This window comes from Pseudomonas sp. 05N36 (assembly GCF_056397385.1).
This window is the reverse complement of the sequence record NZ_JBFTNH010000004.1, coordinates 1-17,924: the sequence shown is the minus strand read 5'-3', so window position 1 is coordinate 17,924 and position 17,924 is coordinate 1. Positions and strand designations below refer to the sequence as shown.

Annotated in this window: 15 protein-coding genes; 8 read left to right on the top strand and 7 right to left on the bottom strand. The window is 61.0% G+C overall.

Annotated elements, in window-relative coordinates:
• Window positions 1-35: 35 nt before the first annotated feature.
• Both AC1DIH_RS06685 and AC1DIH_RS06680 read right to left on the bottom strand, forming a co-directional pair.
• Complete coding sequence (locus AC1DIH_RS06685; protein WP_477771099.1) at window positions 36-887, bottom strand: alpha/beta hydrolase; 852 nt, start codon at window positions 885-887, stop codon at window positions 36-38.
• A complete protein-coding gene (locus AC1DIH_RS06680) occupies window positions 884-1,690 on the bottom strand; it encodes an alpha/beta fold hydrolase (protein WP_477771098.1) in 807 nt (268 codons plus the stop codon). The genes AC1DIH_RS06685 and AC1DIH_RS06680 overlap by 4 nt, the downstream gene beginning before the upstream one ends.
• A gap of 192 nt (window positions 1,691-1,882) precedes the next feature.
• Between AC1DIH_RS06680 and AC1DIH_RS06675 the strand changes: the two genes are divergently transcribed.
• Complete coding sequence (locus tag AC1DIH_RS06675; protein WP_477771097.1) at window positions 1,883-4,921, top strand: RHS repeat-associated core domain-containing protein; 3,039 nt, start codon at window positions 1,883-1,885, stop codon at window positions 4,919-4,921.
• A 31-nt stretch (window positions 4,922-4,952) separates the two neighbouring features.
• On the opposite strand, the gene AC1DIH_RS06670 is transcribed toward AC1DIH_RS06675, so the two are convergent.
• The 5 genes from AC1DIH_RS06670 to AC1DIH_RS06650 all read right to left on the bottom strand — a co-directional run bounded on the left by AC1DIH_RS06670 (window position 4,953) and on the right by AC1DIH_RS06650 (window position 9,108).
• Window positions 4,953-5,396, bottom strand: a complete 444-nt coding sequence (locus tag AC1DIH_RS06670; protein WP_477771096.1) for a hotdog fold thioesterase — start codon at window positions 5,394-5,396, stop codon at window positions 4,953-4,955.
• Between the two features lie 30 nt (window positions 5,397-5,426).
• The gene (locus tag AC1DIH_RS06665) at window positions 5,427-7,094 is read right to left on the bottom strand and encodes an AMP-binding protein (protein ID WP_477771095.1); all 1,668 of its coding nucleotides are present in this window, start codon (window positions 7,092-7,094) and stop codon (window positions 5,427-5,429) included.
• A 163-nt stretch (window positions 7,095-7,257) separates the two neighbouring features.
• Window positions 7,258-7,707 carry a phosphohistidine phosphatase SixA gene (sixA, locus tag AC1DIH_RS06660; protein WP_477771094.1) on the bottom strand — a complete coding sequence of 150 codons (450 nt, stop codon included), beginning with the start codon at window positions 7,705-7,707 and terminating at the stop codon, window positions 7,258-7,260.
• Window positions 7,704-8,051, bottom strand: a complete 348-nt coding sequence (locus AC1DIH_RS06655; protein WP_054593407.1) for a DUF4389 domain-containing protein — start codon at window positions 8,049-8,051, stop codon at window positions 7,704-7,706. Before AC1DIH_RS06655 ends, sixA begins: the two co-directional genes overlap by 4 nt.
• A gap of 31 nt (window positions 8,052-8,082) precedes the next feature.
• A complete protein-coding gene (locus AC1DIH_RS06650) occupies window positions 8,083-9,108 on the bottom strand; it encodes an NAD(P)H-dependent glycerol-3-phosphate dehydrogenase (protein ID WP_477768395.1) in 1,026 nt (341 codons plus the stop codon).
• Between the two features lie 196 nt (window positions 9,109-9,304).
• Between AC1DIH_RS06650 and AC1DIH_RS06645 the strand changes: the two genes are divergently transcribed.
• The 7 genes from AC1DIH_RS06645 to AC1DIH_RS06615 all read left to right on the top strand — a co-directional run bounded on the left by AC1DIH_RS06645 (window position 9,305) and on the right by AC1DIH_RS06615 (window position 17,746).
• The gene (locus tag AC1DIH_RS06645) at window positions 9,305-11,428 is read left to right on the top strand and encodes a TonB-dependent receptor plug domain-containing protein (protein ID WP_477771093.1); all 2,124 of its coding nucleotides are present in this window, start codon (window positions 9,305-9,307) and stop codon (window positions 11,426-11,428) included.
• Window position 11,429: 1 nt separating this feature from the next.
• Window positions 11,430-12,359, top strand: a complete 930-nt coding sequence (locus AC1DIH_RS06640; protein WP_477771092.1) for an ABC transporter substrate-binding protein — start codon at window positions 11,430-11,432, stop codon at window positions 12,357-12,359.
• Window positions 12,356-14,254: an ATP-binding protein gene (locus AC1DIH_RS06635; RefSeq protein ID WP_477771091.1), complete on the top strand. Its 1,899-nt coding sequence runs from the start codon at window positions 12,356-12,358 to the stop codon at window positions 14,252-14,254. Before AC1DIH_RS06640 ends, AC1DIH_RS06635 begins: the two co-directional genes overlap by 4 nt.
• 246 nt (window positions 14,255-14,500) lie before the next feature.
• On the top strand, window positions 14,501-15,016 hold the full coding sequence (gene fabA / locus AC1DIH_RS06630; RefSeq protein WP_017127984.1) for a 3-hydroxyacyl-[acyl-carrier-protein] dehydratase FabA: 516 nt from the start codon (window positions 14,501-14,503) through the stop codon (window positions 15,014-15,016).
• Window positions 15,017-15,027: 11 nt separating this feature from the next.
• Window positions 15,028-16,248 carry a beta-ketoacyl-ACP synthase I gene (fabB, locus tag AC1DIH_RS06625; RefSeq protein ID WP_019692305.1) on the top strand — a complete coding sequence of 407 codons (1,221 nt, stop codon included), beginning with the start codon at window positions 15,028-15,030 and terminating at the stop codon, window positions 16,246-16,248.
• A 158-nt stretch (window positions 16,249-16,406) separates the two neighbouring features.
• Window positions 16,407-16,823, top strand: coding sequence for an OsmC family protein (locus AC1DIH_RS06620; protein WP_262111085.1), 417 nt, complete (start codon window positions 16,407-16,409; stop codon window positions 16,821-16,823).
• Window positions 16,824-16,885: 62 nt separating this feature from the next.
• The gene (locus tag AC1DIH_RS06615) at window positions 16,886-17,746 is read left to right on the top strand and encodes a pirin family protein (protein ID WP_477771090.1); all 861 of its coding nucleotides are present in this window, start codon (window positions 16,886-16,888) and stop codon (window positions 17,744-17,746) included.
• The last annotated feature ends 178 nt before the right edge of the window (window positions 17,747-17,924 follow it).

Here is a 17,924-nt window from a genome sequence, read left to right as displayed (position 1 = left end):
CAACCCGCCCAGCCTCGACAGTTGCCCGCTGCAAGTCAAGGAACGGCGAAGAACCGATTGAAACAGTCTGCAACAAGGGCGGCGCCGGGCTCGTCATTCAGGTGCAAATGATGGCCGCCGGGCAGCTGTTCACGGCTAAAGGGTAGACGCTCCAGCAATTCCGGATGTTTGGCGAGCATGCCGTCAGCAGCGACCACCAGTTGCGCAGGACAACTGATTCGCTGAACGAAGGACATCGCCTGCTCATCGGTCAGGCGCAGTGGCGACGCCAGCGTCAGGCGACTGTCGGTGCGCCAGGTGTAGCCGCCCGGCACGGGCATCAACCCCCGCTGAGCGAGTAATTCGGCGGCTTCACGACTGACTGCAACCAGGCCTTTCATGCGCGCTTCGATGGCTCGATCCAGGGTGGTGTAGACCGGTTTGCGCTTTTCTTGCAGGTCCAGCTGTGCTTGCAGGGCCATGCCCATGCGTTCGGCGGCGTTGTCGTGAGCGGCGGTGGGCGGAATCACCCCGTCGATCAGCGCCAGATGCGTCACGCGCTCGGGCAAGGCACCGGCGAGTACCACCGAAACGATTGCGCCCAAGGAATGGCCCAGCAGCGCAAACCGCTTCCAGCCCAACTGTTCGGCGACTCGCAACACGTCGTGAGCGTAATCCCACAGCGCGTAACCGGCACCCAATGGCCGATGCCCGGAATGCCCGTGGCCGGCCATGTCCAGCGCGACAATGCGCAGGCCTTCAAGCTTCGGCGCCAGGCGCGCAAAGCTGTTGGCGTTGTCGAGCCAGCCGTGCAAGGCAATCACCGGCAGGCCATCTTCAGGGCCGAACAGGTGCGCGGCCAACTCGATGTGCGGCAGGCTCAGGCGGACTTCTTCGACGCTGCTCATGCGCAACTCCGCTCGCTGTGCCCATCCCAACGGCTGAACAGGTTTTTCAGCAACGTCGCGGTGTCTTGCGGGCGTTCAAGGGGAAACATGTGGCCGCCGGGCATCGTCAGCGACTCGCCTTGTGGCAGACGGCCCACAAAGCTTGCGTGATGGCGCATGACCACCCGGCTCTGCCGGCCACGAACCACCGCCAGCGGTACTTTCAACTGGCGAGGACGACCTGGGCTGGTGTGCGGAACACCGCGGTAGATGCTGATCTCGGTGGCCGGATCAAAGCGCAAACGCAGGCGATCACCGACCTTGTGCAAGCCGTGTTGCAGGTACGCATCGAGGCAGTCCGGATCAAAACCGCGAAACAGGGTTTTACCGGCAAAATAGCTGCGCGCCGATTCCAGGTCGGCGAACTCCTCGCGACGCCCCAATGTGCGGCCGGCCGGGGTCAAGCGGTCGATAAAGCCAAAACGCTTGGCGGCGCGGATAACCCATTGATCGGGGCGGGTCAGCACCGGCGAATCCAGCATCACCACGCCGCGATACAGCTCGGGGCAACGCAGGGCCGCGTGCAGGTGCAAGACGCCCCCAAAGGAATGGCCAACGCCCCACACTGGCTCGGGTTGCTGTTTCAAGTGGTGGATCAGCTCGTCCACCAGGTTGTGCCAGTTATCGTCGGCTGGAAACCGCGGGTCATGGGCGTGCTGCTGCAGATGCGCGACCTGGTACTCCGGCGCCAGCGCGGCAAACAACTTGCCGTAGGTGCCTGAAGGAAAGCCATTGGCATGGGCGAAAAAGATCTGCTGCGGCATAACGGCGCGTCCATAAACGAAATCAGGTGTTGATTGTCCGTAAGACGCAAGCTCACAGCAATGACCGTAACTGCCAGGAATGATGACAGTCCTGCCGTGGTGATGGGCCTACCTATTACTTCTGACAGTTGACAGTGGGCCCGATTAGCTCGAAAAAGACCTGTCCCCAAACGTCGTTGATACGGGTAGTCCGTGACTCACGCCAACACACCGACCATTGCTGCAATCGACTCGCGCGGGCTAGCGGTGCGGGCAGTGGCCTATCATCGGCGCAAGGCGGGCAACACGGCGGATTCACACGTCACTGCGCAGGTCTACGATGCGGCTGGGCGCACCATCCATAGCCGTGACCCGCGCCTGTTCCAGCTATTTGAGGACAGCTCCAGCGTGGCGACCAATCAGTCCACCGTGTTCAGCCTCTCGGGCACGGTGCTGCTCTCCGAAAACTGCGACGCCGGGTGGCGCTTGGGGTTGCTCGGTGCCGCCGGGCAACGGTTGCAAGGCTGGGACCAAAAATACAACCAACGCCGCACGATCCATGACGACCTGTTACGCCCGAGTGCCGTTTTCGAACAGGCTCAAGGTGAATCGGAACGCTGTACTGAACGCTTTTCCTACGCCGATGCCACAGCAGAAGCCGCCGCCCACAACCGTTGTGGTCGGTTGATCCGTCTTGACGACACCGCCGGCACTCAGCATTTCAGCGAATTCAGCCTCGCAGGCGCCATTCTTGAGCAATCTCGACAATTCATCGCTGACCCGCAGTGGCCAGTGAACTGGCCCGAAGTCGAAACCGAACGCGACGCCGTGCTGGAACCCGAGCCAGCCATCACCCACATCCGCTACAACACCATTGGCGAACTGTGCGAGCAGACCGACGCCGAGGGAAACCGCCAGATCTTCAGTCAGACCCGCGCCGGGGAACTGAAAGAGGTACGCCTGCAACTCGACGATGTCGCCGAAGAAACGATAGTGGTCAGTGCCATCCACTACAACGCCTTTGGCCAGATTGAACAGCAACGTGCAGGCAATGGGGTGGTGTCCTACGCGACCTATGCCATCGAGGACGGCCGACTGCTTCAGCTCAAGGTGCAGGTTCAGGGAAAAGCACCGTTACAAGATCTGACTTATGACTATGATCCCCTGAGCAATATTCGCAGCATCGGCGACGCTGCCCAGTCCATTCGTTACTTTCGTAATCAGCGGGTCGCTGCGATCAATACCTACGAGTACGACAGCCTCAACCGATTGATCTTTGCCAGTGGCCGGCAAATCCGTAACGTTTCGGGCGGCCCGCAGTTGCCGGCCTTTCAGTCACCCGCCGATCCCGGCCAACTGGAAAACTACCAGCAGACCTACCATTACGACCCGGCAGGCAATCTGGAACTGCTGCAACACACAGCCAACAGTGGCAGCCGCACCGAACACACCGCGATCGCCTCACTCAACAACCGCAGTCTGCCGTACAGCGATGATGGTAAACGTMCCGACGAAGATGAAATTCGCGCCGGCTACGACCGCAATGGCAACCTGAAAACATTGCAGCCCGGCCAACCCCTGCTCTGGGATCTGCACAACCGGTTGCGTCAGGCCGATCAGGTGGAACGTGAAGAAGAGCCCAACGACGCCGAGCTCTACCTTTACGACAGCAACGGCCAACGCCAGTGGAAAATCCGCACGGCTTACACCGGCACGCTGACCCATACCCATGAAACCCGCTACCTGCCAGGCCTGGAGATTCGCACAGGCCCCAAGGAAACCCTGCACGTGATCACCGTGCAGGCCGGACGCTGTACGGTGCAGGTGCTGCACTGGAAAAAAGGCCAACGAGTGGACATTCCCGAAAACCAGCACCGTTACACCTTCACCGACCACCTGGGCTCCAGCACGATGGAGCTCGATGAGCAGGCCGAACTCATCAGCCAGGAATGTTATTACCCCTATGGCGGAACGTGTTGGTGGGCCGGGCGGGACAAGGTCGAGGCGAGCTACAGGACCCTTCGCTATTCAGGCAAGGAACGCGATGCAACGGGGTTGTGTTACTACGGCCACCGGTACTACCTGCCCTGGCGACAGCGCTGGTTGAATGCCGACCCGGCAGGGACAGCGGATGGATTGAATTTGTATGCCATGGTGCACGGCAACCCGATCAGGTTCGTCGATACTCAGGGTCTTTTCGGGATGGACACGGTGTATGCGGCAGGAACGACGGCGGGTCGTGAAGGCGCCAGTGCAGTGATTGCTTCGGCTGCGCAGTATGGAATGGGCCTGGCGATCGGCGCGGTCAACCTGCCCAACGTGGCACTGACCGTGACGGGCGCCCTTCTCGGCGGGGCATCGGGGGCTGTCACCGGGTATGGCGCAGCTAATTGGGCGCAATCCACTCGCTCGACGAGCAACCAGGCAGTGCCGTTTTCGGCGAAGCTCACTGGTGCTGTTGTCGGTGCCTTCTTCGGGGCCGCGCCTTCAATAGTCGGCCACTTCACGACGCCTCTGGTCAATACCGCTGCTGCTTCACAGATCGCCAGCGTATTGGGAGCCGGGTTTCGAGAAATCACCGCGCAACACCTTGCCCATGTCGGTCCGAGCAATCCAGTAGATCGCTTTCCTGACATGGCGACAGCGGGCACCAGCTTCGGAGCCGCGGCGGGTGTCGGCGCAGCCTTTGGGTATGCCGGCGGCGCACTTTTAGCTGCCGTACCGGGTGAGGCAGGCAAGGCTTTGGAGTCGATCATTGTGGGTTCTGCGACGACTGCGGTGAGCTCTGCTGGCGGTTCGCTTGCCCGCGATCTCGTAGGTAATGCCGCTATCAAACCGGCTAAAGGAGGAGAGCCGGCCTTCGCCCCTCAAAAAGCCGTTACTGGCGTCGCAACGCGCCACTTTTTCTCATCGGCCGGACAATTGGCCAACCAAGGCGTTGCACTGCTGGTACCAGGTTATGAGCAATGGGGCGCTGTTACGCAAAACGTGGTCAAAAGAGCAATCGGCAGCGCCATTGGCGACCCACGTTCGATCATTGCCACCGCCGTTACCACAGGTTTGGCGGCTGAACTTGGAGGAAACACCTGGAGTTTGGGTCAGGCCAGCCCAGGTATTCCCTCCCCAGATATTCCCACAACTAGTGCGGTGCTCACGGTAACGCCAGATACCCCCCTCTCACCGAATCTATTTGAGCTCAGCGAGCCCTCATCCGGACAACGCAAGTACTCAAGCTCTCGATTCCAGTTTTGAACCGGCCTTTTTGCCAGAGGCCGGTTAAACCTCAACGAGCCGGCGGCGTTTCACCCAACGGTACTACTGCCATGGTCAACCGCGACACACAGCTGGCCTTGCCTTCATCACTGCTCAAGCGAATATCCCAGACGTGCGTGGTGCGGCCGATGTGGATCGGTTTGGCCACCGCCGTTACCCGACCGCTGCGCAGGCCGCGCAAGTGGTTGGCGTTGATTTCCAGGCCCACGCAATAGAATTTGCCGGGGTCGATGCACAGGAAGCTGGCCATGGAGCCGACGGTTTCGGCCAGTACCACCGAGGCGCCGCCATGCAGCAAACCGTAGGGCTGGTGGGTGCGATGGTCTATGACCATGCTGGCGGTCAGCGACTCGTCATCAAACGCCTCGAAGCGTATATCCAGCACTTCGCCGATGGTGTTTTTCTGAATCGCGTTCAACTGTTCAATGTTGGGAACGGTACGCCACAGACTCATCGCTACTTCCTCTCCTGGTTTTATTTCGGGTCAATCCTGCCACAGCACGGCTTCGCTGCGTGCACTCCATTCTTCAAACCGTGCGCCATACACGGCCTCGATCACGTTGCGCTTGATCTTCAGTGTCGGCGTGAGAAAGCCGTTTTCCACCGCCCAGCTGTCCTTGACCACCACCAGTTGGCGCAGGCGTTCGTGTTTATCAAGGGCACCGTTGACCTCGTCGAGCAAGCTTTCCAGGCTCGACTGCAAGGCATTGCGCGCCACGCTGGCGGCGTCCTGCAGGCCCACTGCCGAGAGCACGCACAGACCAAGTGGCGCACTCAGGCCGTCACCGACCACGCACACCTGCTCGATGCGCGAATGTACCGCCAGACGGTTTTCAATCGGCGCCGGTGCGACGTACTTGCCCTTGCTGGTCTTGAAGATTTCCTTGAGCCGCCCGGTCAGGCGCAAGTTGCCTTCGGCGTCTTGCTCGCCCTTGTCACCGGTGCGCAGAAAGCCGTCCTCGGTGATCGTCTCGGCGGTTTTCTGCGGCTCCTTGAAATAGCCGAGCATGGTTGCACCACTGCGCACCAGCACCTCGCCCGATTCCTCGATCCGCACCTCCACCTCCGGACACGGTTGGCCAATCCAGCCAGATTTATTCTGGCCCCGCCGACAAATATGGGAATAGCCGCAGTTTTCGGTCATGCCATAGACCTCAAGCACCTCCAGTCCAAGGCGCTGGTACCAGTGCAGCAACGCCGGCGGCACCGGCGCGGCGCCCGACAAGGCGATGCGCAAGGCATCCAGCCCCAGACCTGCGAGCACCTTGTGCCCGACCCGCTTGCCGATGATCGGTAAGCCAAGGAGGAAATCCAGGCGCTTCGCCGGAATTCGGCTGTACACGCCCATCTGGAATTTGCTCCAGATGCGCGGCACGCCGAACAGCGCCGTGGGTCGCGCGCGCTGCAAATCGGTGAGAAACGTGTCGAGGCTTTCAGCAAAAAATACCGTTTGCCCGGTATAGATCGACGCCAGCTCGACAAACATCCGCTCGGCGACGTGGCACAGCGGCAGGTACGACAGCAACCGGTCCGACTCATTCAGACCAAACAACTGCGTGCCGTAAGTCGTGGCGAAACCCAGGTTGCCGAAGCTGTGCATCACGCCTTTGGGCAAGCCAGTGGTGCCGGAGGTGTAGATGATCGTCGCCAACTGGTCGGCGTCGGGCGTTGGGTCGTCCTGTATCGGTGAGCTGCGTTGCAGGTCGGCCCAACTGAAATCAAAGTCACCCGCTGGACACAACGGCAGGCTGATGGTCGGCAAATCGGCGCTGACGCCTCTGGACATGCCCGGCCAATCGTCCAGCTTGCCAATGAACGCCAGCGCGGCTTCGGAATGTTCGAGCACTTGGGCCAGCGAATCGGCGGTGAGGTTGGGGTACAACGGAACGGAGACATGCCCGGCCATCCAGATCGCCAGGTCGGCAATTATCCAGTGCGCGCAGTTTTTCGAGATCAGTGCAATGTGGCTGCCTTGAGGCAGTTCCCGGGCGCGTAGCCAGTGAGCGGCGCACCGCGCCTGGTGGCCGACGTCGGCCCAGGTCAACGTCTCGACCTGACCACCGCCCACCGGCTGGACCAGAAAACGCTGGCGGGGATGGCGAGCTTCACGCTCGTAGAACACTTGCAGCGGCAAACGAAAAGCGGCGGACATGCGATGCGCTCCTTTTTGTTCGGTATGGCGGCAAGCGTAGCCAACCAAGCAGTTGCTTGGTTGGCTATTTCAAAACAAAATCCAGCCAGGAGCACGCATTCCCGTAGCAGCTGGCGCAGCCTGCGTTCGGCAGCTGCTACAGATTATCCATGCCCCCCGCAGATTACGGGTTCTTGACGCTATTGAGCGTCATGCCCCCGGCCAACGGCAAATCAGCTTCCAGCTCGGCCAGGCTGGCCGTGCTCATCGGCTGCGGCGCACGCAAATGCCCGTGCTGCAAGTAGCCGATCAGGCTCCCCACCAGCGGGTTATGGCTGACCAGCAGGAGGTTATCCGCCGTGTCGAGCTGATCGACGACGGTCAACGGATTGCTGTCTGGCGCCAGCCAGCCCTCGGTGCGGATCTCCGGCTCAAAACCCAGCACTTCACGCACCAACTGTGCGGTTTGCTGCGCCCGCATGTACGGGCTGGCGATGATCGCCTGAATCGGCTGGCCGATCAGTTGCGCGGCACTGCGCAGCACTTCTTCGCGGCCATGTGCAGTCAACTCCCGCTCAGCATCGCTGCGGGCGTGAGACTCGGCTTCACCGTGACGCAACACCCAGAGTTTCATAGCTTTGGCTCCTCATCACGGGCCGGATGCGGCGCTGGCGGTACAGCGTGCGGGGCCTCGCCTTCCGGTGCACGCGGAGTCGGCCAATCGGCGAATGGCCACGGTTTCTGGTCGCTGTGGAAACTGCCGAAGCGACCGATCTGCGCCAGGAACTGGCTGAGGCTGTCACCGAAATTCATCAGGCCGGCGTTTGGTGCCCCATAGATCAACCGATAGATGAGCTGCACCAGCACCACGGCGCCGAGGATCAATTGCGCGACTTGCCAGACCAGCACATACACCAGCATCCACAGCACGCGCAGCAGGATGGATTCGTACTTGGCTGCTACTTTTGGATCGTTCATGTCTCGCTCCCTGCCCCTGTCAATGGGGGACTCAGTTGAAACCGCTGGTGGAGATAAAATCGACATCGGTTTTCGGCTCGCCGCGCATCAACAGCTCGATCACCTGATTGAGCGTGCGTCCTTCAAACAGGATCGCATGCAAACCGGCGACCAACGGCATGTAAACCCCGACTTCCTGGGACTTGGCCTTGAGTACCTTGAGGGTGTTGACCCCTTCGGCGACTTCACCAAGGCTCGTCACCGCCTCTTCCAGGCTCATGCCCTGGCCAAGGGCAAAACCGACCTGATAGTTGCGGCTTTTCGGTGACGAGCAGGTGACGATCAGATCGCCCACCCCGGCCAGCCCCAGGAACGTCATCGGGTTGGCCCCCTGATTCACCGCAAAGCGGGTCATTTCCGCCAATGCCCGGGTGATCAGCATGCTCTTGGTGTTTTCGCCCATGCCCAGCGCCACCGCCATGCCGGCGATGATCGCGTAGACGTTTTTCAGTGCCCCGCCCAGTTCCACACCATAACGGTCGGCACTGGCGTACACGCGAAAGGTCCGACCGTGCAATGCCGCCTGGACCCGCTGGCAGAGTTCTTCGTCTTCACTGGCGACCACTGTGGCGGTCAGCGCGTGCTCGGCCACTTCACGGGCCAGGTTCGGCCCGGACAGCACGCCGATGCGCGCTTGTGGTGCGATTTCCTGAAGAATTTCGCTCATCAGCTTGAAGGTGTGGGCCTCGATGCCTTTGGTCAGGCTCACCAGCAACTTGCCGCTCAGGCGCTCGGCAAAGGGTGCGAGTACCGAGCGCAGGGCGTTGGAGGGCAATGCGACGAAACACAGGTCGCACTCATTGAGGGTGGCAAGCAAGTCGGTGACCGGCTCCACCGCAGGGTGAACCTTGATGCCCTTGAGGTAGCGTGGATTCTCGCGGTTGACCCGAATGGCCTCGGCCTGTTCAGGATCGCGCATCCACTGCCGGACCTGATGACCGTTCTCGGCCAACAAATTAGCCACGGCGGTACCAAAACTTCCGCCTCCCAGGACCGCAATCGGGCGCTGTTCAGTCATATGCAATCCGTTAATCCATACCAGTGGCGATAGCCGCATTATACGGGGCGGTCCAGCGTCGGCCAGCCCCTCTATCAATTAGCGGCACTTGTAGGAAGCAGACCTCCAAAACCTGGGAAAATGCCGGTAACGTGACTGGAAAACTCGATCAGCTCGGTTAACATGCGCGGCAATCAACTGCGATCAAGGCTGTACCGTGTCTGCTGGCCCTCCTCACCTTCGCTCCTCGCTGGTTCTGGCGCTGATGCTCAGCGACCCGCTGTTGGCCGATGACCTGTTTCTCGACAACACCACGCTGCCCCAGGTATTGACTGCCACCCGACTCAAACAGTCGGCGGCCGCCGTGCCGGGGAGCATGACGGTGATCGACAGCGAATTGATCAAGGCCAGCGGTGCCCGCGACATCAGCGAATTGCTGCGGCTGGTGCCGGGGATGATGGTCGGGAACGTCAGCGGCAACCAGGCCGCGGTGAACTATCACGGCACCAACGCCAGCGAAGCGCGACGCATGCAAGTGTTGATCGACGGCCGTTCGGTGTACCGCGCAGGTCTGGCGACCGTGGACTGGAGCGACATTCCGGTGGCCATGGAAGACATCGAGCGCATCGAGGTATTCCGTGGTCCGAACACCGTCAGCTATGGCGCCAACGCGCTGATGGCGGTGGTCAACATCATCACCCGCGCACCGGCCAACAGCCACGGCACGCGGCTGAAAGTCACTCGCGGTGAACGTGGGATCAACGACTGGTACGCCAGCCAGGGCACCGGTTGGGAGACCGGCGACCTGCGCTTGTCGCTGTCCGGCCAGGAAGACGACGGTTTCGACTCGAACCGCCTGGGAGCGGACTACCGCGACAGTCGTCGCTTGAACCGCGTCAACCTGGCCGTCAGCCAGACGCTCAACGAGCAGCAAAGCATCGATTGGCAACTGAATGCCAAAGACGGTACCAACCAGCGGCCTTATACCTACCGCCCGGTGTTTTCCGGGATTACCTCGGCTGGCGACAACTCTGACGTGATCGCCAAGGATTACGCCGGTTCGTTGCGCTGGAACCTGGAGATCAATCCGGATCACAGCCTTTACGTCCAGGGTTCGGCGCAGCACTGGGATCGTCAGCAAGTCTGGCGCGCCTGCGACGCCGAAGTGTCGTTCAGCCCGGAGCTCACCCAACTCTGGCAGCTCAACCCCAACTATGCCGAGCGCCTGGCGCGGCACATGGAAAGCTATACCGGCACCGGTGCACCGCACGGCACGCCGGCCGAGCAGGCACTGGCCAACCAGGTGCTCGATCAATGGAAAGGTGGCGCCAACCGCACGGTCTGCGGTGATATCGACCAGAGCGCCCGCGAGTCGCGCTACGACCTTGAACTGCAGGACACCCTGAGCCTCTCCGACAGCCTGCGGCTGGTCAGCGGCATGAACTATCGATACGACCGGGCCGACTCCGAAACGTACTTCAATGGCACCCTCGACGACTCGATCTGGCGGTTGTTCGGCCAACTGGAGTGGCGTGCCACCGAGCACTGGCTGCTGCAAGGCGGCGCGATGTACGAAAAGACCCAATTGATCGGTGACTCGCTGACTCCACGAGTCGCGATCAATTACCTGATCAACCCGCGCCACGGCCTGCGTGCGGTGTATTCGGAGGCCATTCGCTCACCCGACATGTTCGAGAACAACGTCAACTGGAGCTATCAGGTGACCAACCTCAGCCCCGGTGCCTACGGTCAGTCCAGTGCCCGTTACTTCGTCAAGACCCGTGGTCCCGGCAACCTCGATCAAGAACACATGCGTTCGCGCGAACTGGGGTATAACGGCTTCTTCGCTGACCTTGGGCTGAACGTCGACGTGAAACTGTTCTACGACGAAATCACCGACATGATCAGCGAGCCGCTGCGCAACAATCAGTACATCGCCAGCAACAGCAATGCCTCGCGCTTCAGTGGCACTGAAACCCAGCTTGACTGGCGCGTCAGCGACGCCGACCGGCTGCGCCTGACCTACGCCTATGTCGATGCCACGGCCAGTAACCCTCTGGACGAACAATTCAGCGCACGCAACAGCGGCTCCGCCGGTTGGCTGCGCGATTGGGGCAATGGCTGGAACAGCGCACTGTTCTACTATGGTGACGATGCACTCAACGGCTACCGTTTCGAACGTGTCGACACACGCATCGCCAAACGCATCGCATTGGGCAAGGCCAACCTCGAACTGGCCGGCATCCTGCAACAACGTCTCGACAACCAGCCGACCACCTTCGTCGACAACAACTATGACTCGCGCCATGCGCTCTACTTCAGTGCCGAGTTAGAGTTCTGACATGGGCCTCATCCAGACACGCAGCCGCTCCCCCCGAAGCCGCCGGCCTTGGGTTTGGGGACTGTTGCTTGTCTGCCTGGGCAGTCTGCCCGTGCGCGCTGCCGACGTGTTGCTGACCGGCGCCGAAGACAGCCCCGGCGTGCGGGCCTTTACCCGCGCCCTGGCCGAGCAGCGCCCTGAAGACACGGTGCGCTTCGCACGCTTGGCCGACCTCCCCGCGCCGTCCCGGCTACCCGACACGACCCGGCTGATCCTGCTTGACCTGCCGAGCCTCGACTGGCGCCTGCAAGACAGCGAGGGACCGGCGACGCTGGTGCTGCGCATCAGCCGCCTGCAAGCCAGTCAGCGCTTGGGTGATGCCCTGCCCCTGCACCTGAGCCTGCTGTGGAGTGATCCACCGCCAGGCCGCCAACTTCAGCTGATCCAGGCCCTGTTGCCGCAAGTCCGACGGGTCGGCGTGCTGTACGGGACGAACAGCGAATTTCTGCTCAAGGAGCTGCACCATGCCGCGCACCGGCTCGGGCTGGAGATCGTCGCCGAACGCTGGGACAACACCAATGACAGCCGGCCTTTGCAGGCGCTGCTGAAAAATAGCGACGTGCTGTTGGGACTCGACGACCCTGACCTGTACAACCCCAAAACTGCCAAGAACCTGCTGCTCAGCAGCTATGGCCGACAACTTGCATTGATCGGCCCCAACGCAGGGTTCGTCAAGGCCGGCAGCCTGGCCAGCACCTACAGCGATCAGGGCGATTGGTTGGCCATTCTTGGCAACTTGCTTGACCGTCCGCCGGCCAGTTGGCCGCGCACCCTCTATCCGCAGCGCTTCAAGGTATTAAGTAACCCGCAAGTCGCTCGTTCCTTAGGCATCGAACAGATTGACCCCACGGCTGTTGCAACGCAGTTGGCCGAAGGAGAAAACCGCCCATGAACCTGCGCCACCATTGGGGCATCAATACCCGCACCCAGATCATCAGCCTCGGCCCGGCGCTGCTGCTGACGTTGCTGCTGATCAGTTTCTTTACCGTCGTGCGAATTCAGGATTTACGCCAGGAGCTCAACCACACCGGCCAACTGATCGCCAATCAACTGGCCCCGGCCACCGAATACGGGGTGATCTCCGGCAACAATGAGGTGCTCGAGAGCCTGATGAAAGCCTCACTGACAACGCCGCACGTGCGTTTTCTCGAGGTACAGGACAACGCCAACAAGGTGTTGGTGCACGTCGAGCAGCCCTCGGAAAACCACCAGCGCTCGCAACAGGTCGAAGTGTTTCAAGCACCGGTGCGCTTGCAACGGATCAGGCTCAGCGACGATTTCCTGCAGGGGCCGCCACCCGCCATCGGCCCTTCCGAAGACTATCTGGGGCGCGTCGTCGTCGGCATGTCCAACGATGCCTTCAGCCAGCGGCAACAGGAGATCCTGCTCAAGGCCGCGATCCTCGCACTGTTCGCCCTGCTCTTTACCTTCCTGCTGGCGCGGCGCCTGGCCGCCAGCCTGTCGGAGCCCATCAGCGCCATGGGCAATGCGGTGAAGGCGATTCAGCAAGGCAACTACAAAACACCGCTGCCGATCGTCGACGATTCCGAACTGGGCGACCTGTCGCGCCACATCAACAACCTTGCCGATGGCCTTGAGCTCGCCAGCCGCGAGCAGCATCAGGCCATGGCGCAACTGATCCAGACCCGCGAAGAAGCGGAAAAGGCCAACAGCGCCAAGTCCGACTTCCTGGCGATGATGAGCCATGAATTGCGCACACCGATGAATGGCGTGCTGGGCATGCTGCAATTGCTCGAAACCACCGACATGACCGAGGAACAGATCGAGTACGCCGCGCTGGCCTCGGAGTCCACCGAGCACTTGCTCAAGGTCATCAACGACATTCTCGACTTCTCGCGCATCGAACGCTCGGCCCTGGAGCTGGAGCACATCCCGTTCAACCTCGCCGAGCTGATCAACAGCTGCGCCCAGGCTTTCCAGCACAGCGCAATGCAACGCGGCCTGAGCCTGGAGCTGCAGATCCCGGACGACATGCAAGCCTTGCAGGTACAAGGCGACCCGACGCGGATCCGGCAGATCCTGGTCAACCTGATTGGCAATGCCTTGAAGTTCACCGAAAAAGGCCGGGTAACGATCGAGCCGCAATGGCAATCGCTGGACCACGAATTGCTGTGGTTCACCTGCACCGTGCGCGACAGCGGGATAGGCATTTCGGCGCAAAGCCTGGAGTTGATGTTCAACGCCTTCCAGCAGGCCGACAGCTCGATATCGCGACGTTACGGCGGCACCGGCCTGGGCCTGCCGATTGCGCGCACGCTGGCCGAGCGAATGGGCGGCACACTGCGCGCCCAGAGCGAGGAAGGCCGAGGCTCGGTATTCACCCTGGAAATTCCGCTGGCGCTGTCCAGGCAGACGCTACCGGCCCTGGCACCGCGCACACCTGCCGGCAACGACCACGGCGAGGGGCGCAATGTGTTGCTGGTGGAGGACAATCCGGTGAATCAGACCGTCATCGAAGCGATGCTGCGCAGTCTGGGCTTTACTGTCAGCGTTGCGACCGATGGAGCACAGGCGGTACGCAGTGCCGAGAGCCTGATTTTCGAGGCGATTCTGATGGATTGCCGGCTGCCGGTCATCGATGGTTACGAAGCCACCCGGCAGATCCGTCAACTGCCCGGCTGCACCGACCTGCCTATCATCGCCCTGACCGCCAACGCGTTGCAGGGTGACCGCGAGGCCTGCCTGTCGGCGGGGATGAACGATTATCTGGCCAAACCTTTCAAACGCACTGATCTGCAGCAAATTCTGCAACGTTGGGTACGGTAGTGGAGAGCGATCGACCATCTGCGACTGGCGTGAAAGGCGAAAGTGCGGCAGTCTTAGGCACCTTGACAGCTCGGAATCGGGCTTGAAAAATAATTTCAGTGCACAAGTGTACATTCATGTCCCTTGTGCTGTGACTTTCACCACAACGCAATAGTCTATGAGTAGGCTGCCGGTTCGAAGCATGAACGCTTCGATCGGCCGGGAAGATTTGCCCCACCTGCCGCATGGGACTATTGAGGAGCTCGCATGACCAAACAAAACGCCTTTACCCGGGAAGACCTGCTGCGCTGCAGTCGCGGTGAGCTGTTCGGCCCTGGTAACGCGCAACTGCCCGCCCCGAACATGCTGATGGTGGATCGCATCACTCATATCAGCGAAGAGGGTGGCAAGTACGGCAAAGGTGAATTGGTCGCCGAGCTGGATATCACTCCGGACCTGTGGTTCTTCGCCTGCCACTTCGAAGGTGACCCGGTGATGCCGGGCTGCCTGGGCCTCGACGCCATGTGGCAGCTGGTCGGCTTCTTCCTCGGCTGGCAAGGCCTGCCGGGCCGCGGTCGCGCCCTGGGTTCGGGCGAAGTGAAATTCTTTGGCCAGGTTCTGCCGACCGCCAAAAAAGTTACCTATAACATCCAGATCAAACGCGTCCTGAAGGGCAAGCTGAACCTGGCCATCGCCGATGGTTCGGTCACCGTCGACGGCCGCGAGATCTACACCGCCGAAGGCCTTCGGGTCGGCGTATTCACATCCACTGACAACTTCTAAGGGTTATCCGCATGCGCCGCGTCGTTATCACTGGTCTGGGCATCGTTTCGTGCCTGGGCAATGACAAAGAGACCGTCTCCGCTAACCTGCGTGCAAGCCGCCCTGGCATCCGGTTCAACCCGGAATATGCCGAAATGGGTCTGCGTAGCCAGGTTTCCGGCTCCATTGACCTGCCACTCGAAGAGTTGATCGATCGCAAGATCTATCGCTTCGTCGGCCACGCGGCGGCTTACGCCTACCTGGCCATGAAAGACGCCATTGCTGACTCCGGCCTGACCGAAGAGCAGGTTTCCAACCCGCGCACCGGCCTGATCGCCGGTTCCGGTGGCGCATCGACCCTGAACCAGATGGAAGCGCTGGACATCCTGCGCGAAAAAGGCGTCAAGCGCGTCGGCCCATACCGCGTAACGCGGACCATGAGCAGCACGGTTTCCGCTTGCCTGGCCACGCCATTCAAGATCAAGGGCCTGAACTACTCCATCGCTTCTGCCTGCGCCACCAGTGCTCACTGCATCGGCAACGCCATGGAACAGATCCAGATGGGCAAGCAGGACGTCGTGTTCGCCGGCGGCGGTGAAGAAGAGCATTGGAGCCAATCGTTCCTGTTCGACGCCATGGGCGCACTGTCCAGCCAGTACAACGAGACACCGGAAAAAGCTTCCCGTGCCTACGACGCCAAGCGTGACGGTTTTGTCATCGCCGGCGGTGGCGGCATGGTCGTGGTCGAAGAGCTGGAACACGCTCTGGCCCGCGGCGCGAAGATCTACGCGGAAATCGTCGGCTACGGCGCGACTTCCGACGGCTACGACATGGTCGCGCCAAGCGGCGAAGGCGCCATCCGCTGCATGCAGATGGCCATGTCCACCGTCGACACGCCGATCGACTACCTGAACACCCACGGCACTTCGACTCCGGTCGGCGACGTCGCGGAAATGAAAGGCGTGCGTGAAGTCTTCGGCGACAAGGCTCCGGCCATCAGCTCCACCAAGAGCCTGTCGGGTCACTCCCTGGGCGCCGCCGGCGTTCACGAAGCGATCTACTGCATGCTGATGATGGAAGGCAACTTCATGGCAGGTTCTGCCAACATCGAAGAACTGGATCCGGAAGTGGCTGACATGCCAATCCTGACCAAGACTCGCGAAGACGCCACCATCAACACCGTGATGAGCAACAGCTTCGGCTTCGGTGGCACCAACGCCACCCTGGTCCTGAAGCGCTGGCAGGGCAAGTAAGCCCCGCTGCTTCGCTGCACATGAAAACGCCCCGACTGGTTCGGGGCGTTTTTATTGGGCGATCGATAAGCCAGTGGAACACCTGAATCGCCAGATGCTCTATAACTGCAAGGTCTTTTCCTGACGCACACTCTTTCTTTCTGCCCATGAGGTTTGTCATGACCATTACCGTCAATACCGAATCCAGCGAAGGTTTTCGTCACAGCATCCAGATCGACGACCATCAACTCTTCGCCGACGTGCCCAAAGCCTTCGGCGGCGAAGGTTCCGCACCAGAACCCCACGACTACTTCGATGCAGCCCTGGGGGCTTGCAAGGCCCTGACCCTCAAGCTCTACGCGCAGAAGAAGGAAATCCCGCTGACCGGCGTCACAGTCGAGGTCAAACACGACAACAGCCAGGAGCAGAAAGGCAAATACGCCCTGCACGTCAAACTGACCCTCAAAGGCGTACTTACCGACGCCCAGCGTGAAGAGCTGCACCGCGTGGCCGACCGCTGCCCGATCCACAAGCTGATGACCACCAGCGAAGTGACCATCGAGACCCACCTGTCTGAAGGCGCCTTCAGCCAATAGCGGCAAACACAGGCTGTGCGGGTTATGCTCGGCAGCATCACTCGTACAGCCTGGAATGCACCATGAACAGCCCGCTCGTGATCCGCCCGCGCACCGAAGATGTCGAAGGCCAACCAATCCTGCGCCCGCTGCCGTCAGCTCAATGCCGCAGTGTCGGGCCATTCGTGTTTTTCGATCACATGCTTGAAACCCGCTATCCGGCAGGCCAGGGCATGAACATCCGCCAGCATCCGCACATCGGCCTGTCCACCCTCACCTATCTGTTCGAAGGCGAACTCCAGCACAAGGACAGCCTGGGCTCCGACCAGATCGTGAAACCGGGTGACGTCAGCTGGATGACCGCAGGCAGTGCGATTGCACACGTTGAGCGCACTCCAAAAGCGCTGTGGGATACCGACTTCAAGATGCACGGCCTGCAAATCTGGCTGGCCTCCCCCAAAGCGCACGAACAAGGTCCCGGCCATTACAGCCATCACCCGGCCGCCAGCCTGCCGGTCAGCGATAACCTCGGGGTGAAGATCAGGATGATTGCCGGCAAAGGCTTTTGCCTGGAGTCACCGGTGCCGGTGCTTTCCCCTACGTTGTACGCAGAGCTTGAGCTGAAAACGGCGACGACCTTGCTGATCCCCACCGAGCATGAAGAACGCGCGCTGTACGTGCTGGACGGTGAGGCCCAGCTCAATGGCGAGCCGATTGAGCCGCACTCGCTGGTAGTGCTGCCTGCCGGGGAAGAAATGGACCTGTTCGCCGAAAGCGACTGCCACGCCATGCTGTTCGGTGGTGCGCCCATGGACGGACCGCGGCGGATCAACTGGAACTTCGTCGCCAGCGATCCCGCGGTGATCGATGAGGCCCGCCGACGCTGGGCGGCCGGAGATTGGCCGACCGTACCGGGCGAGAATGAGCGGATCGAACTGCCCTGAGATCTTCGGCGCCAGTTACACCGCTTTCGCGAGCAAGCCCGCTTGTATGTTTAGACTTGAAGGGGTGGGTGGGACTAAAAGCCCGATTCTGACTCTAGCCAGTACAGACCGTGGGAGACTTCGTCCCACCCCTTCTACCCAAAAGCGCCAATAAGGAATTCATCGGCAAGGCCAGGCC

Coding starts and splice junctions, on each gene's coding strand:
- AC1DIH_RS06685 (WP_477771099.1), bottom strand. CDS start 887: ATGAGCAGCGTCGAAGAAGTCCGCCTGAGCCTGCCGCACATCGAGTTG.
- AC1DIH_RS06680 (WP_477771098.1), bottom strand. CDS start 1,690: ATGCCGCAGCAGATCTTTTTCGCCCATGCCAATGGCTTTCCTTCAGGC.
- AC1DIH_RS06670 (WP_477771096.1), bottom strand. CDS start 5,396: ATGAGTCTGTGGCGTACCGTTCCCAACATTGAACAGTTGAACGCGATT.
- AC1DIH_RS06665 (WP_477771095.1), bottom strand. CDS start 7,094: ATGTCCGCCGCTTTTCGTTTGCCGCTGCAAGTGTTCTACGAGCGTGAA.
- sixA (WP_477771094.1), bottom strand. CDS start 7,707: ATGAAACTCTGGGTGTTGCGTCACGGTGAAGCCGAGTCTCACGCCCGC.
- AC1DIH_RS06655 (WP_054593407.1), bottom strand. CDS start 8,051: ATGAACGATCCAAAAGTAGCAGCCAAGTACGAATCCATCCTGCTGCGC.
- AC1DIH_RS06650 (WP_477768395.1), bottom strand. CDS start 9,108: ATGACTGAACAGCGCCCGATTGCGGTCCTGGGAGGCGGAAGTTTTGGT.
- AC1DIH_RS06640 (WP_477771092.1), top strand. CDS start 11,430: ATGGGCCTCATCCAGACACGCAGCCGCTCCCCCCGAAGCCGCCGGCCT.
- AC1DIH_RS06635 (WP_477771091.1), top strand. CDS start 12,356: ATGAACCTGCGCCACCATTGGGGCATCAATACCCGCACCCAGATCATC.
- fabA (WP_017127984.1), top strand. CDS start 14,501: ATGACCAAACAAAACGCCTTTACCCGGGAAGACCTGCTGCGCTGCAGT.
- fabB (WP_019692305.1), top strand. CDS start 15,028: ATGCGCCGCGTCGTTATCACTGGTCTGGGCATCGTTTCGTGCCTGGGC.
- AC1DIH_RS06620 (WP_262111085.1), top strand. CDS start 16,407: ATGACCATTACCGTCAATACCGAATCCAGCGAAGGTTTTCGTCACAGC.
- AC1DIH_RS06615 (WP_477771090.1), top strand. CDS start 16,886: ATGAACAGCCCGCTCGTGATCCGCCCGCGCACCGAAGATGTCGAAGGC.